Origin of the sequence: Sphingobacterium sp. UBA2610 (genome assembly GCF_002339225.1) — a bacterium.
Lineage (GTDB): Bacteria > Bacteroidota > Bacteroidia > Sphingobacteriales > Sphingobacteriaceae > Sphingobacterium > Sphingobacterium multivorum.
Genome location: NZ_DDKA01000014.1, coordinates 12927 through 32076, shown reverse-complemented (window position 1 = coordinate 32076; position 19150 = coordinate 12927). Strand labels below are relative to the sequence as shown.

Annotated in this window: 15 protein-coding genes; 10 read left to right on the top strand and 5 right to left on the bottom strand. The window is 40.6% G+C overall.

Annotated features, from left to right (window positions below; translation table 11 throughout):
* Positions 1-36 precede the first annotated feature (36 nt).
* Genes B4Z47_RS10360 through B4Z47_RS10340 form a run of 5 tightly spaced genes read left to right on the top strand, consistent with a single transcriptional unit; the run spans position 37 to position 4830 of the window.
* Positions 37-1479, top strand: coding sequence for an SPOR domain-containing protein (locus B4Z47_RS10360; RefSeq protein ID WP_112374859.1), 1443 nt, complete (start codon positions 37-39; stop codon positions 1477-1479).
* A gap of 31 nt (positions 1480-1510) precedes the next feature.
* Positions 1511-2218 carry a MotA/TolQ/ExbB proton channel family protein gene (locus tag B4Z47_RS10355; RefSeq protein WP_112374858.1) on the top strand — a complete coding sequence of 236 codons (708 nt, stop codon included), beginning with the start codon at positions 1511-1513 and terminating at the stop codon, positions 2216-2218.
* Positions 2218-2628 (top strand): ExbD/TolR family protein, encoded by a 411-nt coding sequence (locus B4Z47_RS10350; RefSeq protein ID WP_046672748.1) that lies wholly within the window; start codon positions 2218-2220, stop codon positions 2626-2628. Before B4Z47_RS10355 ends, B4Z47_RS10350 begins: the two co-directional genes overlap by 1 nt.
* Before the next feature lie 58 nt (positions 2629-2686).
* A complete protein-coding gene (locus B4Z47_RS10345) occupies positions 2687-3514 on the top strand; it encodes an energy transducer TonB (protein WP_286727309.1) in 828 nt (275 codons plus the stop codon).
* 11 nt (positions 3515-3525) lie between these two features.
* Positions 3526-4830, top strand: a complete 1305-nt coding sequence (locus B4Z47_RS10340) for a bifunctional folylpolyglutamate synthase/dihydrofolate synthase (protein WP_286727308.1) — start codon at positions 3526-3528, stop codon at positions 4828-4830.
* A gap of 113 nt (positions 4831-4943) precedes the next feature.
* Here B4Z47_RS10340 and B4Z47_RS10335 read toward each other — a convergent pair whose 3' ends face one another.
* Positions 4944-5963, bottom strand: coding sequence for an asparaginase (locus B4Z47_RS10335; RefSeq protein WP_046672745.1), 1020 nt, complete (start codon positions 5961-5963; stop codon positions 4944-4946).
* Positions 5964-5975: 12 nt separating this feature from the next.
* Positions 5976-6743, bottom strand: a complete 768-nt coding sequence (locus B4Z47_RS10330; RefSeq protein ID WP_286727307.1) for a TatD family hydrolase — start codon at positions 6741-6743, stop codon at positions 5976-5978.
* 363 nt (positions 6744-7106) lie between these two features.
* Here B4Z47_RS10330 and B4Z47_RS10325 point away from each other — a divergent pair, with 363 nt between their 5' ends.
* From B4Z47_RS10325 to B4Z47_RS10315, 3 genes are read left to right on the top strand one after another with little or no spacing between them, the layout of a single operon-like run.
* Positions 7107-8501 (top strand): TolC family protein, encoded by a 1395-nt coding sequence (locus B4Z47_RS10325; RefSeq protein WP_286727306.1) that lies wholly within the window; start codon positions 7107-7109, stop codon positions 8499-8501.
* A 1-nt stretch (position 8502) separates the two neighbouring features.
* On the top strand, positions 8503-9459 hold the full coding sequence (locus B4Z47_RS10320; RefSeq protein ID WP_112374854.1) for an HlyD family secretion protein: 957 nt from the start codon (positions 8503-8505) through the stop codon (positions 9457-9459).
* A gap of 11 nt (positions 9460-9470) precedes the next feature.
* Positions 9471-10643 carry an ABC transporter permease gene (locus tag B4Z47_RS10315; protein WP_112374853.1) on the top strand — a complete coding sequence of 391 codons (1173 nt, stop codon included), beginning with the start codon at positions 9471-9473 and terminating at the stop codon, positions 10641-10643.
* Between the two features lie 79 nt (positions 10644-10722).
* Here B4Z47_RS10315 and B4Z47_RS10310 read toward each other — a convergent pair whose 3' ends face one another.
* The 3 genes from B4Z47_RS10310 to B4Z47_RS10300 form a co-directional block, all read right to left on the bottom strand.
* On the bottom strand, positions 10723-11745 hold the full coding sequence (locus B4Z47_RS10310; RefSeq protein WP_046672741.1) for an FKBP-type peptidyl-prolyl cis-trans isomerase: 1023 nt from the start codon (positions 11743-11745) through the stop codon (positions 10723-10725).
* A 23-nt stretch (positions 11746-11768) separates the two neighbouring features.
* Positions 11769-12779 (bottom strand): DHH family phosphoesterase, encoded by a 1011-nt coding sequence (locus B4Z47_RS10305; RefSeq protein WP_286727311.1) that lies wholly within the window; start codon positions 12777-12779, stop codon positions 11769-11771.
* Positions 12780-12897: 118 nt separating this feature from the next.
* Positions 12898-15537, bottom strand: coding sequence for a hypothetical protein (locus tag B4Z47_RS10300; protein WP_145329432.1), 2640 nt, complete (start codon positions 15535-15537; stop codon positions 12898-12900).
* A 412-nt stretch (positions 15538-15949) separates the two neighbouring features.
* On the opposite strand from B4Z47_RS10300, the gene B4Z47_RS10295 reads away from it, so the two are divergent.
* Positions 15950-16339, top strand: coding sequence for a DUF423 domain-containing protein (locus B4Z47_RS10295; RefSeq protein WP_046672738.1), 390 nt, complete (start codon positions 15950-15952; stop codon positions 16337-16339).
* Positions 16340-16579: 240 nt separating this feature from the next.
* A complete protein-coding gene (priA, locus tag B4Z47_RS10290) occupies positions 16580-19063 on the top strand; it encodes a replication restart helicase PriA (protein ID WP_286727305.1) in 2484 nt (827 codons plus the stop codon).
* Positions 19064-19150 lie beyond the last annotated feature (87 nt).

Below are 19150 nucleotides of genomic sequence, written 5' to 3'. Positions count from 1 at the left end.
TAAGATTATAAATTTGCATCTTAAACATAGTGCGCGATGAATCTAGGCAAAAACATCAATAGTTTATTAAAACGTTATGCGGAAGTATACGTGCCCGGAATAGGTGTGTTCAAACGAATTCATTCTCCGGCTCAGTTCGATAAACAAAATAATGTGTTTTTGCCACCAATTTCTTATGTTGAGCTGGACTACTCTGCTCAACATGGGTTTAATATTGTTCATTATATCCAACAGCAGGAAAACTTGGGCCTAAATCAGGCACAACAGATCTTGTCGGAAACTGTTGAGAACCTGCGGGCTGATTTGGGGCAATTTGGACAGGTCAAATTGGATGATCTTGGCTTATTGATTAGTTATGGTGCAAGTTTAGTCTTCAAACCCTTGGATCTATCTGGATTCGATTTCCAGCCCGTTACAAATCTTGTTGCACCAGAGATTGAAACAGTCGTTTCTTCTTTGGAAGAAGCGAAAGAAGAAGAACTTACGAACTTAGCTGTTGAAGATGACCCTGTTGTTGAAGAAGATCCTGTAGTGGAAGCTGATCATAACATAGAGCCTGTCGGGGAGTCTATTTCGGATACGGCAGATGATCAAGACGAAACGATCGAGGTTGAAGAGGAAACTGAAACAGCACACGAGCCGGCCGTTGTAAAGGATCCTGTATTGAATGAGACTGTACAGGAAACTGAATTGGCAAATGATCTTAATGATGATGAAACCGAAGAATCTCCATTAACAAAAGAGGAAACGGAGGAGCTTGAACCTGTGGAGGCAGCTTTGATAGCTGGTAGTAATCAATCGGTTACTCCAGAGGAAGAAATCACTTCAAAAAAAGAAATCGGTGCTATTGCGTCGGCTAACGCCAATTCGGCATATGCACCAAATATCTATGAGGAAGAGCCGCGTAATTCAAATGCGATCTGGTATTGGATGACTGGAATTATTGTGCTGGCAATGGTTGCTGTTGCGGTCGTTTACACCAATCCTGCATTAAAGGATTCGTTATTCGGGTCGACCAAACCTGTCGTAAAGACGGCAGATACCCTTGTTCAACAAAAGCCGATCATACCTGCTGATACCTTGTCCAATACGCAAGCCGATAGTTTAAAGCAAGTCGATTCATTGGTTAAGCGTAATGTAGCCGATTCTGTTAAAAAGACAGCTGCTGTACCAGCGACCAATGCTGCAGCAAAACCTCCGGTTCTGGAAGCAAATCCTGTGATTAAGGAGTCCATTCCTGTTGCTCAACCGCGATACCAGGTGGTCATTGGATCAGCAAAAACTATGGCAAGCGCCGAGCAGGAGGCACAACGTCTTCGTGCGATGGGCTATAAAACAGCACGGGCAGTTGAAGGGAAAAATAAAAAAGATAGAAAGAAAATTATCTTAAATACCTACATGACAAATGAGGAAGCACAGCTTGCGAAGAAGTCGGTACTCAATAAAATTAAGGATGCTTGGGTAGAAAAGATCTTATAAAAGTTAAAACTATATAAAACTATTAATAATTATGTCATTAGTACAAGATACAGCACGGGTTGCTGTGGATTCGTTTAATCAAGCTGCACAACAACCATTACCTGCTGCTGCGCCTACAGAAAACATGAGTTTGATCGATATGATGATCAAAGGGGGATGGATTATGGTTCCAATCTTACTGTTGTTCTTTATTGGATTGGTTATCTTTTTTGAGCGTTATTTGACGATTCGTCGTGCTGCAAAATATGATAACAGCTTAATGTCGCAAGTAAAGGCAAATGTGTTGTCGGGGAACTTGGATTCAGCGTTAGCTGTAGTTCGTTCAAGTAACTCAGCTTTGGGACGCATGTTGCAAAAAGGCTTATTGCGTGTCGGCAGACCGATCAAAGATATTGAAGGAGCGATCGAAAACGTGGGTAAATTGGAAGTTGCCAAGTTAGAAAAGAACATCAATATTTTGGGTATTATTGCTGGTATTGCCCCTATGCTTGGTTTCGTAGGTACGATCTTTGGAGTAATTAAGATTTTCCACGACGTGGAATTAGCAGGTGGTATTGATATTGCTTCTGTATCTGGGGGACTATATGTAAAAATGGTATCGTCTGCATCAGGTCTTGCGGTGGGTATCTTAGCTTATTTAGGCTACCATATCCTGAATATGATGGTGGAACGATTGATTTTACGGATGGAAACGGATGCAGTAGAATTTATTGATTTATTGGATGAACCCGGAAGATAATGAACTTACGAAGTAGAAAAAATAAACCATCTGCGGAAGTACATACTTCAGCGCTGAATGATATCATGTTTTTCCTGATGTTATTCTTCCTGTTGGCTTCTGCAGTTTCTAATCCGCAAGTGGTGAAGCTATTGTTGCCAAAGTCAAGTGCGGGAGAACAATCTGTTGCTAAAAAGACCGTCACGGTATCGATTACAAAAGATTTGGGCTATTTTATTGATAAAACACCCGTTCCAATTGAAGGATTGGAGGCTGCAATTCAATCCCAAATGGCTGCAGGCGAGGAAGTGACAATTATGCTCTATGTCGATAATACGGTTCCTATTCAAAATGTTATTTCTGTTATGGATGTAGCTAATCGATTGAAGATTAAAGTGGTATTGGCAACAGAACCCAAAAAAGATAAGTAAGAATAATTAAACTTTTTGAGAGTTTATTGTTCATATGTTAATATAGGAGATTAATGCGATGAGATATCATCTTCAACATGAAGAAAATAATTTCCCCAAAGCGCTGGGGATATCGACTGTAGTCATGGCATCGTTGCTCTTGATTGGTTTTTTTGTTGTTTTTAAGGCACAGGCTCCGGATGAATATGGAATGGGGGGAATGATCGTTAATTATGGGACATCACCCGAAGGTATGGGGGATGACTATATGAGCGTTGAGGAACCTTCTGTAGATCCCAATGCGAATAATGAGCGCCCAGACCGTATCGATCCTGTCGAAACACCTACCCCAACTCCAACGCAGCAAGTTGCGGAGAAGGCAGTCGCTACGCAAGATCTGGAAGATGCTCCTGCGGTAACAAAAACCGAAAAAAAGGTAGTATCAAAGGCGCCTGAAACCACCAAAGAAGTGAAGGAAGTGGCTCCGCAGGCAAACGCTAAAGCACTTTTTAAAGGGAATAAAAACAATGGTAAAGGAGCTGGTGATGGTACAGGAACAACACCTGGAAATCAGGGTTCCAAACTAGGTGATCCTTTAGCAAGTAATTATGGCGAAGGAGGATCTGGAAACGGTAACATGATGTTGTCTATTGAAAACCGAAGCTTTACGCAACGGCCAAGTATCGACGACAATGGACAGCAAGCAGGAAAGGTTGCTGTGGAGTTTAGAGTCAATAAGCAAGGGGTTATCACCTATGCGCGTGCTGGTGTAAAAGGAACGACGATCACCGATCCATCGTTATTGGAGAAATGTGAGCGTGCTGTACGTGGCGCTAGGCTAAACCAATTGCCGAATGCTCCCGACTCACAGACGGGACGGATTGTGTTCAATTTTAGATTAAGATAAAAATCATTCACATGAATGCTTATAATGAGGCAATCGAGTATCTGTATACTCGATTGCCTATGTTTACAAGGGATGGCGCCTCTGCGTTCAAAAAAGACCTTGACAATACCATCAAACTTTGCGCTGCGTTGGACGACCCACAGCGAAAATCCAAAACTTTACATATTGCTGGCACAAACGGAAAGGGATCTACCTCCCATATGTTGGCCGCTATTTTGGCCGAAGCAGGCTATAAGACCGGTCTCTATACTTCACCACATTTACTGGATTTCAGAGAACGTATTCGTGTCAATGGAAAGTTATGTGAGCAAGAATTTGTTGTCGATTTTGTCAATACCCATCGCGAGCTTATAGAAGAAGTCAGTCCATCCTTTTTCGAAATTACTGTAGCCATGGCTTTTGATTATTTCGAGAAGAAAAAGGTTGATATCGCTGTCATTGAAGTCGGCCTTGGCGGGCGTTTGGATAGCACCAATATTATTCAGCCTTTGCTGTCCGTAATTACCAATATCGGTTTTGATCACATGAATCTTCTTGGTAATACACTGGCAGAAATTGCTGCGGAGAAGGCGGGAATTATCAAAAGAGATACACCTGTCGTTATTTCGGAATATGCCGAAGAAACGGCTGCTGTGTTTGTGGATAAAGCAGCGATGGAGCATGCGCCGATACAATTCGCTTCTGACAAGTATGAGACCAAGATGCTGGCAGTCGACCAAGATTATTTAACAGTGCAGGCTATTGATCCTAACGGTCATCAAGCAACATATCAGCTCGATCTTAAAGGCTCTTATCAGGTGAAAAATCTTGCCGGCGTGTTATTAGCTGTGGATGAGTTACGTCAACTGGGCTTTGAGATCAGTGATCAACATATTCATCGGGCGCTGAAAAACGTGCAAACAAGTACAGGAATTCAAGGGCGGTGGCAACAATTGTCTAAGGATCCATTTATCATCTGTGATACAGGGCATAACGAGGACGGAATTCATGAAGTGCTCAAAAATTTGGCGACAACGGTTTATGATAAATTGCACTTTGTGATAGGGGCAATGCGTGATAAGGATTTATCCCATATGTTGCCTTATCTGCCGAAGGATGCAATCTATTATTTCTCCGCTCCGGATATGCCGCGTGCAATGCCAGCGGATGTGTTGCGAAAAGAAGCTTTGGAATTTGGTCTAGTTGGACTCGATTATCCATCCGTGGAAGCCGCGTTTGATGCAGCAAAAGAGGCGTATCAGCAAGGTAACCTAATTTTTGTTGGCGGAAGCAATTTTGTTGTTGCGGAAGTGCTGGCTAGTTTGACGCACGAATAGGAATATCACCTTTTCTCGCAAATAAATCTGCGGGAGGAATTCATAGAAATTGATCATAAAAAGGGAGCTGCATGACGTGCAGCTCCCTTTTTATACTTTTGTACCGTTGGTCATTAATCATTGATCGTCAATTCACCACGGATATCCTTTTCAATCCAATAGGCGACCTCTTTTTGATCTTCTAACTCGCCTTGAAGATACATTAATTTGGTTACTGCCGCTTCGAATGTCAGGTCGTAGCCATTGAGCACGCCGATGGATTTAAGTCCTTGTGAAGTCTCATAGCGACCTAATTCAACAGAGCCTACTTTACATTGCGAAATGTTGAGGATATTTTTACCTTGTTCAATTGCTTCTTTCAATAGATCCAGAAACCAAGTGTCGGTGGTGGTATTGCCTGACCCAAATGTTTCCATCACAATGGAACGGACATCGGAGTCTAAGACGGCTTTGATCGTTTGTGCAGAAATTCCGGGGAATAATTTCAATACCGCAACGCGATTGTCCAGTTTGGTATGTAGGATAAATTCTTTATCAATATTATTTAATAAAGCATCTGTATTGTATTTGAGGTGAATACCTGCTTCAACCAATACGGGATAGTTTGGCGATCTAAAGGCCTCAAATTTGGCCGAATTATATTTAAATGAGCGATTGCCGCGGAATAATTTATTGTCGAAAAGAATACATACCTCTTGGATAATGGAGATGCCATCCTGCTTCGCCGAAGCGATTTCCAACGCTGTCATCATATTCTCCCTGGCGTCCGTTCGGATCTCACCGATAGGTAGCTGAGAGCCGGATAAAATGACCGGTTTTTGGAGTCCTTCCAACATAAAGCTCAGTACGGAGGCCGTAAAAGCCATTGTATCGGAACCATGTAGAATAACAAAACCGTCGTAATTCGCATAGTTATCCTTAATAATTTGTGCCATTTCAATCCATATTTCAGGCTTCATGTTGGATGAATCGATAATAGGTTCGAAAGAGTGCACGGTCAGCTTATAGTCTAAGCGACTTAAATCAGGGAGATTTCGTTTGATCAATTCAAAGTCGAAAGGAACGAATGTTCCTGTTTCATCTTTAACCATTCCAATGGTCCCACCTGTGTAGATAATAAAGATATTATGCATTGAGTTTTGAAATTATATACCAAATATACGTTTTGAATTTTCTGTTGTAATTTCGGCGACCTTCTCGACGGAAATCTGATGCAGATCAGCTACTTTTTGAGCGACGTAAACCAAATAGCTGCTCTCATTTTCTTTACCGCGGAAAGGGACAGGTGCCAGATAGGGTGCATCGGTCTCAAGAACGATATGCTTCAAGTCGATTTCTTTAACGACTTGATCTAAGCCCGCTTTTTTAAAGGTAACGACCCCGCCAATACCAAGGGCGAACCCTAAATCGATCGCCTGATGGGCCTGCTCCAGGCTGCCCGTAAAGCAGTGCAGAACGCCAAACAGTCTGTCGTCGTGGAGTTCTTCCAATAATTCGAACAATTCAGTAAAGGCTTCCCGACAATGGATATCGATTGGTAAATTTAATTCTTTAGCCCATTGAACCTGAGTTCGAAAGGCATCTTTTTGAATTTCAAGCGTGCTTTTATCCCAATAAAGATCCAGCCCAATCTCACCTATGGCATGGACTTTGTTTGTTTCCAAGCTCTTTCGGATGGTTTCTAACTCTTCCACATAGTTTTCCTTTACGTCGCAGGGATGTAATCCAAGCATGGGAAAACAATGTTCTGGATAAGCTGCTACGGTATGAAATACAGGTTTTATGGAAGCGCTATTCACATTCGGCAAAAAAAGGCGTTGTATGCCATTATCAAAGCAACGTTGTAGATGTTCTTGCAGTTTTTCGGTTCCTGCATGGTAATAAATGTGTGTATGTGTATCTGTAAGCAACATAGTTTTCTGCGAGGAAGCAGTGGGTTAGGGTAAAAACTTGTTTTTATTATTATCGAATAAAGTGGTAGACTTAATTACCAAAATTTCAATTCGATCTCCAAAGATAACTTATTAATTAGCAAAAATGAAAATTAATACAGGATTCCTTCGATTGAGATGAATTCCTTTTTCGTATCTTGGAAAACGCCATTAGGAGGAGGACCGCCCCTTCATGCCATGAGGACAGTAGTAACGATTATTATTGCCCCTTGGAAAGATAGGTCGTAATAAAAAGAGTCAGAAGTCAAACATACCGTAAGATTTACTGTTAAATAGATAAAAGAGGCGGTTGTTGTCCTATTTTTATAAGAATAAATGAATCATATGATGAATAAGAGGTTATGCCTGGGTTTGTTGACTTTGGCGTCGGTTATGTTTATAAACAAACTACATGCGCAATCATTGATTGACCCATCGATAAAAGACATTATTCAAAAAGCCTTTCAGACAAATAAAGAATTGAAATTGAAGGCTTACGAAGTCGATAAAGCACGTCTGGAAGCTGATGGTGTTAAAGCAAATCGGTTGCCGCACGTCTCCGCACTCGGGCTATACGGTTATGTACATAGCAACGGGAGTATTGATAATCCTACAGTTAATATTCCTTTGTTGAACCTAGGCCTGTTTGAAGGAGCAACAGGATTTAGTATGCATGGGCAAGCTGCTTATGCGGGAGTGTCTGTAAAGCAGATTATCTTTTCCGGATTACAGATTCCGAATGGAATAAAAGCATTGCAGGAGAAAGCTGCGGCACAACAATATTTAGAATCGGCCAGTCGAGAGACACTCTCTAAGGATATTATAGCATCATTTGATCAATTAATGTTGTTGGATGAGGTGGATAAATTAATTGTAGATTCTGAAAAGCGATTAAAAAAAGAGCAGGAAAAGGTGAATAAAGCGATTCAAAATGGACTTGCAATACCTTATGATCGAGATAAATTGAAATTGGCATTACTGGAATTGGAAGAGAAAAAGGTAGAACTTTCTGGCAATCGGGATTTGTTGTGCCAAAAGATCGAACAAGAAACTGGCGTGTCTTTTCATGAGGTTGGTGGAATTCATTATCGACTTAAACCTATATTTTTGTCAGAGCTACCACGTGATGTCGAACAAAGATCCGAATTGAAAGCGCTAGATGCTTCTTCAAAAGCGTATGAATATCTGTATAAAAAAGAAAAGGGGGGAGCTCTTCCTGCTGTCTTTGCCTTTGGATCTGCAAACTATCTGAATGTTTTCAATTCTAAACTCACGGTGAAAGACCAACCCCTGTTTGGTACAGTCAATTTGCCACTTAATTCCATCAAGGGAAGTCCCAATGTCATGGTCGGCGTAGGGGTTAAATGGGATCTCTATACCGGCGGGGAACATCACAATAAGATTAAGCAAGTCAAACTCGATCAACATATCAATACGACCAAGCGGGAAGATACGCAGGAAAAGTTAAATCTATTATTGAGCAAGAATACAGTCACCTATACGACTGGCAACCAAAAGTTGAAAGTGGGAGAACAGCAGTTGAAAGTTGCCGAAAATAACCTTTCTATGGCTGTTAAACAGTATCAAGCCGGCTTAATAGATGTTACGGAGTTGTTGGCTGCTGAAAACGATTGGTACAAAGTTAATTTGGGTTATTTTAACAATGTATTGCAGCAACGTACTGCTGCGGTCGAATTACTACATACATCAGGAAAATTATTACAAACTATACATGAGTAACATGAAGAATTTATATGGGATATTATCGCTGTTTATTTTTGTTTCTTGTACAAATCAAGTGAAGGAGAAGCCTATTGAAGGTAAGGTGGAGCGTGAGCAGGTGACGGTTGTGACAAAGGTCCCGGGAAAAATTGCGAAGCTTCTGGTTGAAGAAGGGGACTTTGTGCATGCGGGTGATACCTTGGCTATTTTGAGTATTCCCGAAGTGGATGCTAAAGAAGAACAGGCAAAAGGGGCACTACAGTCTGCTGATGCACAATATAACATGGCAGTCCGGGGCGCTACGAAAGGACAACTCGTGCAATTGCAAGCGAAGGTAGATGGACTTAAGGAACAATATGAATTTGCGAAAAAATCTATAGGTCGCTTGGATGCCCTTCTGCAGGACAGTCTTATTCCACAACAAAAGTACGACGAGACCTACGCCAAATATCAGGGAGCCAAAAATCAATATCTTGCAGCACAGGCTGAATTAGCTGAAGCAAGGGGTGGGGCTAGACAGGAACAGCAGATTATGGCCTTGGGGCAAAAAGAACGTGCACTTGGAGCGATCTCTGAAGTCAATGTTGCTGCGCAGGAGAAATATGTCATTGCTCCACAGGACATGAGTGTGGAGACGATTAATCTGAAAGTCGGTGAATTGGCGATGGCTGGTTATCCCATTATAAATGGTTTCCTCGATCGATCGACCTATTTTAGATTCACATTGCCCGAAAATAAAATGGGGAGACTTCAAAAAGGAGAGGTCGTGGAGGTAGAAATTCCTTATTTGAATCACAAAAAGGTTAAAGCGAAGGTGATTAGTATTAAAGCCTTAAATTCGTATGCAAGCATCGCCTCAGCTTATCCTGATTTCGATCCGCAACAGGCTGTATTTGAATTGAAGGTTATCCCTGAAGATGCTGCCGGTAGCAAAGATTTGTTAACAAAAACGCTTGTGGTTCTCCATGCGAATTAAAGAGCTTGACTGTGAAAAAATTTTTAGAATTGATCCAACGAGAGTTTAAGCTCTTCTTCAATAATAAAGTGCTATTGATGCTTTTTCTGGGGGCACCTGTATTGTACGGTGTTTTGGTGGGGCACGTCTATCAACAAGGTAAGGTAACGCATATGCCGATCATTGTGGTTGATGAGGATAATAGCCCCTTAAGCAGTTCATTTATTGATATGCTTTCCGATAATGAGAGTATTGACGTTGCCCGTGTATTACCGTCCTTATTTGATTCAAAAGATATTGCCATGCAATATGAGGCAACAACGATTGTGCATATTCCTAAGGGTTTTGCATCTGGAGTACAACAGGGACGTTTGCCCGAAATGACTGTTTTCGTAGATGGTGCCAATACGTTGACCTCCAATACAGCCATGATGGCTGTTAATGTTTGTGCCTCGACGTTGAAAGCGGGTATACAGATTCAGGCTCAAATGAAACGTGGTGTTCCCGCAAAGATTGCTGCACAGCAGTACGAACCTTTTAAGACAACTTTTGTTAAGCAAAATATCCGAAGTGGAAATTACCTGTATTTTATGCTGCCGGGAGTGCTTATTACCGTGCTGCAGCAGGTCTTGCTCTTAGGCTTGGCTTTGTCTTTTTCCTCCGAATTTGAAGGTAATACATTTCCAGAGCTTGTACGTAAAATCGGTAATCCAATTGGGCTTATTCTTGTTAAGATATTACCTTATGTTTTGATGTCTATTGGTATTCTGGTTTTATATTGGGGTTTTGGTCAGTATTACCGTATGCCTTTACAGGCCGAGTTTGGGCGCTTTGTCCTGTGTACTTTCGTCTTTCTGCTCGCCGTATGTTTTATCGGTGTACTCGTCAGCATTGTCCTACCTTCGCAATTGAAATCGACAGAAGTCCTTATGGTCATTGCAACGCCAGCATTTATCTTGAGTGGCTTTACCTGGCCGTCGAGTCTAATGCCAGGATGGGTACAGGCAATAGCAAATGTAATCCCATCAACCCATTATCTACGAATTTTTAGGTTAATGTTTATTCAGCATGCTGAAAATTACCATACCGATAAGGCCCTGATCGCGTTAACCATCATTATGATCATCAGTTTTATATTGGCCGTAGTAATACTGTGGCTAAAAATACGGAAGATCAAAAAAGAAGATAAGAAGGTTAACGCATAACCAATAAAAACAGGAATAACAAAAAAGCGGTTTCATTTTGGTGAAACCGCTTTTTTGTTAACTGAAATTTACAGTCAAATTATTTTTTTGCTGCTGGAGCTTTCGTTGCAGGAGCTGTTGCCGCTGGAGCAGTAGTTCCAGTAGGCGCTACCATGCCTGGAGTTGTTGCTGTAGGAGCAGGAACTTTTCCAGGTTTAATATCCAATACTTCTACTTCAAATACTAAAGGAGCATATGGAGGGATAACACCTGAAGGGCGATCGCCATAAGCCAAAGATGAAGGAATGACTAAAGTTGCTTTTGTACCTTTGTTAAACAATTGGAAAGCTTCAGTCCATCCTGGGATCACACCATCAACACCTAATTGGAACTTTAATGCCTCATAAGGACGTTGAGGGTTGAAAACTTTCTCTTTTTTAGCTACATCTGGAAGATTTGTATCAAATACTTTTCCTGTAGTTAATGAACCTACATAGTTCACATGAATAGAATCACCTACTTTTGCATTTGTTCCTGTTCCAGGTTTCGTGATTACGTATTGAAGACCTGAAGCTGTTTTTGTTGTTTTCAAGTTTTTATCCTTGATATATTTTTCAAGTTTAGCTGGTTCAGCAGCTTTGTGTTTGTTTAATTCTTCTTCAAAATATTTCTGAACTTGTTCGCCCAATTGTTGGTCTGTCAATTTTCCTTTTTTGAAGTGTTTTTTGACTTTGATCGAATAAACAATGAATTTATCTGCAAACTCTGGTTTTGGTTGGTGTGTTTTAGCAGCCATAGAATCCAAGTTGATTTTGAATACCAAGCTATCGCCTTCACCTACGTATTTGAATAAACCAGTAGGGTCACCTGGATTTTTTGCGATGATACTATCTGGATATAATTGAACGATTTGAGGGACTCCCATGTCATATGTACTTTGCATTGTAGAATCTCTGTCCGTTTTCACAACCATGTCAAGTGCTAATAAATCGCCTGATACTGCTTTTTCTTTTGCATTATCATCTACGATTTTATACTCAAGACCACCTTCAGCCTTTTTGAATTTTTGGCATGACGTCATCAAAAGACCGGCAGCCGCGAAAAATAGAATTGCTTTCTTCATTTTCTAATGTATGTTACGATATCTTATTTTGTTAATATTTCTTTATAATTTGGTAAAACCGATTTGAATTTTGCAATCACTGCTTCGAGGCTTTCTTTCGAATTACCTCCTGAAGCGTTAAGATGCCCCCCTCCATTGAAATACAATTTACAGATCTCATTGCAAGGAACTTCTCCAATCGAACGCAAAGATAGTTTAATTTGTTCATTTCTGTCAATAATTAAAGCAGCCAATCGAATTCCTTTGATAGAAAGGGCATAATTGACTAATCCTTCGGTATCACCGGTGATCACTTCAAACTGAGTGAGATCCGCTTTGGTTACATGGATAATGGCGGTGTTATATTCATGGATAACCTCTAGACGATTCAATAGACAGAACCCTAAGAATTTCAGGCGGCTTTCTGACGAGCTATTGTAAATCTCTTCGTGGATAGCCCAGTTTTGTGCACCGCAATCAATGAGTGATGCAATGATGCGGTGAATTTCAGCAGTGGTAGAACGGAAGCGGAAAGAGCCCGTATCGGTCATAATACCGGTATATAGGCATGTCGCCATGTCAGCACTGATATGATCTGGATCTTGCATCTCATGGACTAAGAACCGATAGATCAATTGTGCCGTCGCTGCAGCAGATGGATCCCAAAATGCGTAGTCTTCAAACCCTTCCGGATCTAAATGGTGATCAATCATGCATTTAATTCCTTTCGCTTGACGAATAGGTTCACCCATTTCGTGAATCCGGGCAAGGCCATTAAAATCTAAGCAGAAAATGAATTCAGCTGCGTCAATCTGTTGATTGTGCAGGTCAATATCCTGCGTATAAATTTGTACATTTTCTAAGCCAGGTAACCAATCCAAAAAGGCTGGAAAGTCTGACGGTACAATGAGATTTACGTGGTGTCCTTTCGTGGTCAACCAAAAATATAATCCTAAAGATGAACCCAATGCGTCCCCATCTGGTTTGTAGTGCGTTGTAATTACAATACGTTTTGGTTCAGCTAATAATTCTTTTAATTCTTCCGATTTCAGCATAGTCATATTAAGTCTGCAAACCTACTATAAAAAAATTAGATTAGACAAATTTTTTATAAAGATCTTTTAGCATCTTATAGCGTTTGGTGTTGATTTTAAAAAATTGATTTTCAGGTTTTTAAAACTTATAAACATAGATCTTGAAATCCCGCTTCATGCAGATTAAATAATTGGCATTGTCGCCATAGTTAATCGGTCCATAATAGAACTTTGAAAAACCTTCTACAGGAAATCCCTCCTGGACCAAGCCATCAGATCCGAAAACATAAATCATGCGGTTGTCGGTTCCAACACCTATGATATCAGATTTACCTATTCGTTTAAAAAACAACGGTCTGTTACTGGCCTCTTCGATGAATTTATATTCAAAGTAGGAAGACGAGTCTCTTGAACTGTAGGCATTCAGTTTGTTGTTGGCTAGAATAACAAAATCTCTGTCAGCACCACCGCTAATATCTTCAAAATTAAAGAACGCATCTTTACCCCAATCACCTAGTTTTATTTTTTTGGTTTCGCCTTCGAAAGGAATTTTGAATACGCTGCCTTTATTGTTTGCCAAGTAAATGAAGGAGTTCTTTTCATCCGACGCCGCAACTAAACCAATTGGATTTTTAACACTTTCCCCATCGGTATCCATTGTTTTTTTACGGATGATCTTACCATTTTGATCAAAGAAATACACGGAAGCAGTGCTTGTGCCGGCAATAATATAATTTGTCTGTCCCAGGCTGGTTGTTTTTAGATCGAATAAAATTCGACCATCCACGCTATTATTTTCAAAGCCCTCCACTTTTTTGCCATCCAGGGTATACGCAAGAATGCGGTCTGTTGCCGGAATGTAAATACGTTGTTCTTTATTGAAGGTGGCGATTGCAGCTCCGTAAGTTGCCGAGTATGGAAGTTCAACGGAGAAGCCAGTTCTGTTTTTACCATCGGGCATAAAGCGATATAAGCGGTTTTTTGTGACGGCGACAATACTGAGATCCTGTAACTGAATTGGCTCGCCCAAAATTTCACCTTGGAAGAGGTTTTGCCAGAGTTCTTTTCCATCCGGCGAAAATGCATGTACCGTGTGATCTTGTTCTTGAATCAGGATAAACTTGTTCTTCCCATCTTGATCGAAAATCCAAGGTTTATTGATCATTCGGTTCTCCAGCTGGACTGTCCATTCTGGTTTGCCGCCTAATCTCGTATCACTCTTAAAGAGGGCATATAAACTGGACGAAAATGTGCCCTGATTGCCACTCAACTGGTAAGACCAGGAGTAGAAATTTTGAAAGCCATATTCATCCTCATCTTTAAAGTTCTTTGCAAAGTCAGCTTTTAAGTTATCTAGAATATTGCTTTTACCAGCTTTAGGTTCTAAATAGAAAGTCACATTGCTGCGGCTATTCTGCAATGCTGCATGATTTTTGAAAATAGCCGTTCCGGAAAGAAATTGCTTTTCCCGGAAAGATTCCCGATAATCTCTCAAGATACCCGTCCGTGTAGCGACCACCATAATGTTATCTACAATGGTAAAATAGGGGCGGGTAAAGCTTTTGAAAGGTTCTCCAAATAGCGCATGTAAGAGATTCGAATATTTAAATTGATAGATTGAATCACCTACAGACGAACTGAATTTCTTGAGATTATCAGCAAATAGCGTTGAATCCGAAATACTGATCAAACCTATTGCATCCTGATTATCTAATTCCGCAAGCGCAAATTCATCGTTGAAAATTGGCGCGATGATACTGTCAAATGATACTTTGCTGTCTTCTTCAAAGTTCTTTATACTTTTAGCCAATCGAGCATCTTCTTTTTGCTGTACCAACAAGGCTTTCAGTCCACTGCGAAAACTATGGGGATCTGAAATACTAAAGTCTATATAAGATGCAGCATTTTTAGGCAGATAATTCCCTAGAGCTTGCACTTGAGCCGTCTGCGTGGCAAATAATTGTAGGTAACTATTTTTGCTCGCCGAGAGATCTGTTTCACCCTTAAAAATAAAAGCATCCTTTTTGAAATTCATATTCCAGGACGTTTGGCCCTTCAGCGAATCGATTAAGTTGAGATAAGTGCCAAATTTGGATTTCATCAATATTCGAGCAATTTGCGCCAATTGTTCATTGAAAAAATAGAGACTAAGTGGCGTGTTTTTATTGTTATGGTTTACAAAGAACTCGATTTGTTTGGTACTTATTTTCTTAACCTGTTTATCAAAAATCTGGGAGAGTACCTGTTTGGAATAGCTAGCGAAAATGATTTCGTGAGAATAGGCACAATAAAGTGTACTATCCTTAGTGCCTTGATTAAGCCCATAAAATCGTTGGCCTAAGGTGTCAAAAGGTTGTATTTTGTAGTTTTTACCGACGTTTCCAAGTAATGTTGCCAGCGAGTTATTATCAATGCTTTGACCAACCTGAACGCTATATAATGGCGTAATCTGATCTTTTTCCTGGTGAAAAGAGAGTAATATTTGCTGCCCCGCTACAAGAGGTGCAAACTGTTCATTACGTAATAATTCGTCTTTAAGACGCTCCAGGTTGCCGAAATTGCGTTGACCTATAATGGCTTTAAAGAGCTCATAGTCATTGAAGATCGTATCTACAGTCTGATCATTGGCAAAGGAGGCAATAGCTAATGTACTTTCAGGAAGATATTGTAAAGCTTTAGAATCTTGTTTATTGTTTTTATTGAAGTCTCCAAAAAGATAGATCGTGGCCGCGATGACCGCGATGAATAATATAACAGTGATGATGATTGTTTTTTTCATCCTTTTTATTTTTTTCAATGCCTGATAAGAACTCGAATAAATCGTCAGTACCACGCTGGTCGATGCGATTAAAAATCCAGTTTTAGCAGAACAACTATTTATGAGGTACTCATTTTCTTGTCAGCAGAATAAGTACACTAAACTTGTTTTTTTAATGGTGATGAAGCCATCATGCGGCAGATGTTTATCAAGGATATACAAATCTTGCACCTCGTTCAAGATTTCGGTGAGCTGCACGATGCTCATGATGATTCATACGTAAAACAAACCTAATAAAAATATATGGGAAGAGATAGAAAATCGTTCCTATAATGCGCCTTTGTAATATAAATTTAACAAAAAATTCCTTATTTTGCTCTGTTTTTAATACATTTATCGCTAGAAACTCATTTTCAGCATTCACTTTAACATAATGAATAAGAAAATCATTTTAGCCGCTTCGTTGTTGGGAGCATTAGCTGTAATATTAGGCGCCTTTGGTGCTCATGGTCTAGAAGGAAAGGTAAGTACATATCATATTGAAACTTGGAAAACTGCAAATCAGTATCATTTCTATCATACCTTCGCCCTGTTATTTTTATCTACTTTTTCGCGAGCAAAGACGTACTCGATTAAAGTATCATTTATTGCTTTCCTCATTGGTATACTTTTTTTCTCAGGGTCGTTGTATGTCTTAAGTGTGCGAGAAATAACCGGCTTTGGCAATCCGTCTATTTTAGGACCTATCACGCCTTTGGGAGGATTGTCTTTGATCGTTGGCTGGGTTGCGCTATTTATAGCAGCGCTAAAAAATAAATCGTAATCCTATTTAATTGCCTATGTCGATACGAAATCATATTCGTATTTAATCATAACAGAGCCTTCTTGAATAAATTCAGGAAGGCTTTTTTAGGTTACAATGGATTGACCAGTGATCGCTTGGCTTTCACACTCCGATGTCGCTTTGGCGCCGTATGATTGTAGACGGTTTTATGTATTGCCGGAGTCGTTTGACCGCTATTCCTGAAGGTTTTTTTGTACTTTTATACCATAATTTGAATTTATGTCCAATCCACAATCTACGATTTTTAGTGAAAGAGATACGCTGTTTGTTGATGTGGTCCTACCACTAGCATTAGCAAGAACATATACGTATCGTATTCCGGTTGACTGGAACGATCGTGTGCAGGTCGGTGTACGTGTCATCGTGCAATTTGGACGGAATAAGATCTATTCTGCGGTTGTCAAGTCCATTAGCCAGGAAGCACCAAAGCACTATGAAGCAAAGTATATTTTGGACATCATTGATGAAAAACCCATTGTCAATTTAGCTCAGTTTAAACTGTGGGACTGGCTAGCCGATTATTACATGTGTAGTTTGGGCGAAGTCATGCAGGCTGCGCTGCCCTCGGCATTGAAGCTGGCCAGTGAGACCAAAGTCGTTTCATCGATTGGGGAAGAATTTGACCGTTCTACACTTTCAGATAAAGAGTATCTGATTATAGAGGCTTTGGAGGTTGCGGAAGAACTTAAAGTCAATGATATTGTGAAATTGTTGGGACAAAAAACAGTCTTCCCCATATTGAAGCAATTATTTGACAAAGGAATTGTTTTGATTTCTGAAGAGATTACAGAAAGATATAAACCCAAGACCAAAGCATTTTTACGTTTTGCTCCCGACTTTAGAAATGAAGATGCAAAAAGAGAATTGTTGGATAGCTTAAACCGTGCGCCAAAACAACAAGATGCGGTATTGGCATTTATGCAGCTGGTCAAAAAAACCGAGGAAATCACGCGGCCCATGTTGGCTGAGGCCTCGGGCTGTGGTAACGGTGCTATTACGGCTTTGATTGACAAAGGTGTTTTTGAAATAAAGGAAAAGGTTGTATCCCGGTTCCAGGGGGAAGATATCGAACTGGATGCCAATTTTCAATTTAATGAAAATCAGCAAAGGGCCTATGCCGAAATACAAGAGTCGTTTGAAGAGAAGGAAGTTACCCTGTTACATGGTGTTACTGCTTCGGGAAAAACACAGATTTATATACGGCTTATCGAACAAGCAATCGCAGCGGGAAAATCAGCCCTTTATCTACTGCCTGAGATAGCGCTGACAGCACAGATTACGGCGCGCTTAAAGCTGCATTTCGGCGATAAATTGGGGGTGTACCACTCCAAGTTTAATGATAATGAACGTGCCGAGGTATGGCATAAAGTAATGAAAAATGAATTTCAGGTCGTGATTGGGGCCCGTTCTTCAGTTTTTCTGCCCTTTCAGGATTTAGGGATTATCATCGTTGATGAAGAGCACGAAAGCTCCTATAAACAGTTTGATCCAGCTCCACGTTACCATGCCCGAGATACGGCTATTTACCTCGGGTTTCTACATCAGACCAAAGTGCTATTGGGATCAGCGACGCCTTCTTTGGAAAGTTATTACAATGCCAAGGCTAAGAAGTATGGTTTTGTGCAACTGCTTGAGCGTTATGGCAACGCACAATTGCCAAGTATTGAGTTGGTGAATATTCCCGAAGAGGGAAGAAAAGAAAATATGTTTTCCTATTTTTCTGGCACCTTGTTAAAAGCAATTGAAGAAGCCGTAAAAAATAAAGAGCAGGTTATATTATTTCAAAATAGACGTGGGCACACGACAATGATCCAATGTAATACCTGTGGATTCGTTGCAAAATGTGTCAATTGTGATGTCAGCTTAACCTATCACAAGAGCTCTAATATGATGCATTGCCATTATTGTGGTCATGTGGAGCCTCCACTTCGTGTTTGTCCGGCCTGTGGAATGCCGCATATCGAAAGTAAAGGATTCGGTACAGAAAGGGTAGAGGAAGAACTTGAAATCCTGATGCCCGAAATTCGCATCGGTCGGTTGGATCTGGATTCCACAAAAGGTAAATACGGTTTCGATAAAATTATCACGGCTTTTGATGAGCATGAATTTGATGTTCTTATTGGGACGCAAATGGTTGCTAAGGGGCTCGATTTCGGAAGAGTAAGCCTCATCGGTGTTGTCAATGCAGATACGATCATTAACTTTCCGGATTTCCGTTCGTATGAACGATCTTTTTCGTTATTTTCCCAGGTAGCAGGACGTGCAGGTCGGCGTGAAGCAGGCGGAAAAGTGATCATTCAGAGCTACACCACGAATCATCGGGTGTTAGAACAGGTGGTCAATAACGATTATGAAGGGATGTTTATGACGGAAATTACAGAACGAAAAAACTATCTTTATCCTCCTTTCTACCGGCTTATTCGGATTGATATTAAACATACGGATTTTCAGAAATGCTATGATTCGGCCAATCGTTTTGCCTCGGCGCTGCGGCAACAGTTGGGTGCAAGGGTATTGGGACCGGAGCCGCCTTTAGTTTCTCGTGTGCGGAATAATTTTATCCAGACCATTACCTTGAAGATTGAGCGAACAAATATTAGTATTGCAAAGGTCAAGGAATTGATCCGTTCGGTGCTCCTCGATTTTGAAATCGATAAAACCAATGCTGGTGTGCGCGTTCAGGTCGATGTAGATCCCTATTAGTGACAGCTATTGCCCGCATTAACTTGTAAAAACGAGCGTTCTTGGTAAACTTAAATCACATGCGCTTATCGTTTTCTTCGCGGCCAA

Excerpts from the sequence above, each read along its gene's own strand:
- B4Z47_RS10345 (WP_286727309.1), top strand. The coding sequence starts at position 2,687 with ATGAGATATCATCTTCAACATGAAGAAAATAATTTCCCCAAAGCGCTG.
- priA (WP_286727305.1), top strand. The coding sequence starts at position 16,580 with ATGTCCAATCCACAATCTACGATTTTTAGTGAAAGAGATACGCTGTTT.
- B4Z47_RS10340 (WP_286727308.1), top strand. The coding sequence starts at position 3,526 with ATGAATGCTTATAATGAGGCAATCGAGTATCTGTATACTCGATTGCCT.
- B4Z47_RS10350 (WP_046672748.1), top strand. The coding sequence starts at position 2,218 with ATGAACTTACGAAGTAGAAAAAATAAACCATCTGCGGAAGTACATACT.
- B4Z47_RS10310 (WP_046672741.1), bottom strand. The coding sequence starts at position 11,745 with ATGAAGAAAGCAATTCTATTTTTCGCGGCTGCCGGTCTTTTGATGACG.
- B4Z47_RS10360 (WP_112374859.1), top strand. The coding sequence starts at position 37 with ATGAATCTAGGCAAAAACATCAATAGTTTATTAAAACGTTATGCGGAA.
- B4Z47_RS10320 (WP_112374854.1), top strand. The coding sequence starts at position 8,503 with ATGAAGAATTTATATGGGATATTATCGCTGTTTATTTTTGTTTCTTGT.
- B4Z47_RS10355 (WP_112374858.1), top strand. The coding sequence starts at position 1,511 with ATGTCATTAGTACAAGATACAGCACGGGTTGCTGTGGATTCGTTTAAT.
- B4Z47_RS10325 (WP_286727306.1), top strand. The coding sequence starts at position 7,107 with ATGATGAATAAGAGGTTATGCCTGGGTTTGTTGACTTTGGCGTCGGTT.
- B4Z47_RS10305 (WP_286727311.1), bottom strand. The coding sequence starts at position 12,779 with ATGCTGAAATCGGAAGAATTAAAAGAATTATTAGCTGAACCAAAACGT.
- B4Z47_RS10335 (WP_046672745.1), bottom strand. The coding sequence starts at position 5,963 with ATGCATAATATCTTTATTATCTACACAGGTGGGACCATTGGAATGGTT.
- B4Z47_RS10330 (WP_286727307.1), bottom strand. The coding sequence starts at position 6,743 with ATGTTGCTTACAGATACACATACACACATTTATTACCATGCAGGAACC.
- B4Z47_RS10295 (WP_046672738.1), top strand. The coding sequence starts at position 15,950 with ATGAATAAGAAAATCATTTTAGCCGCTTCGTTGTTGGGAGCATTAGCT.
- B4Z47_RS10300 (WP_145329432.1), bottom strand. The coding sequence starts at position 15,537 with ATGAAAAAAACAATCATCATCACTGTTATATTATTCATCGCGGTCATC.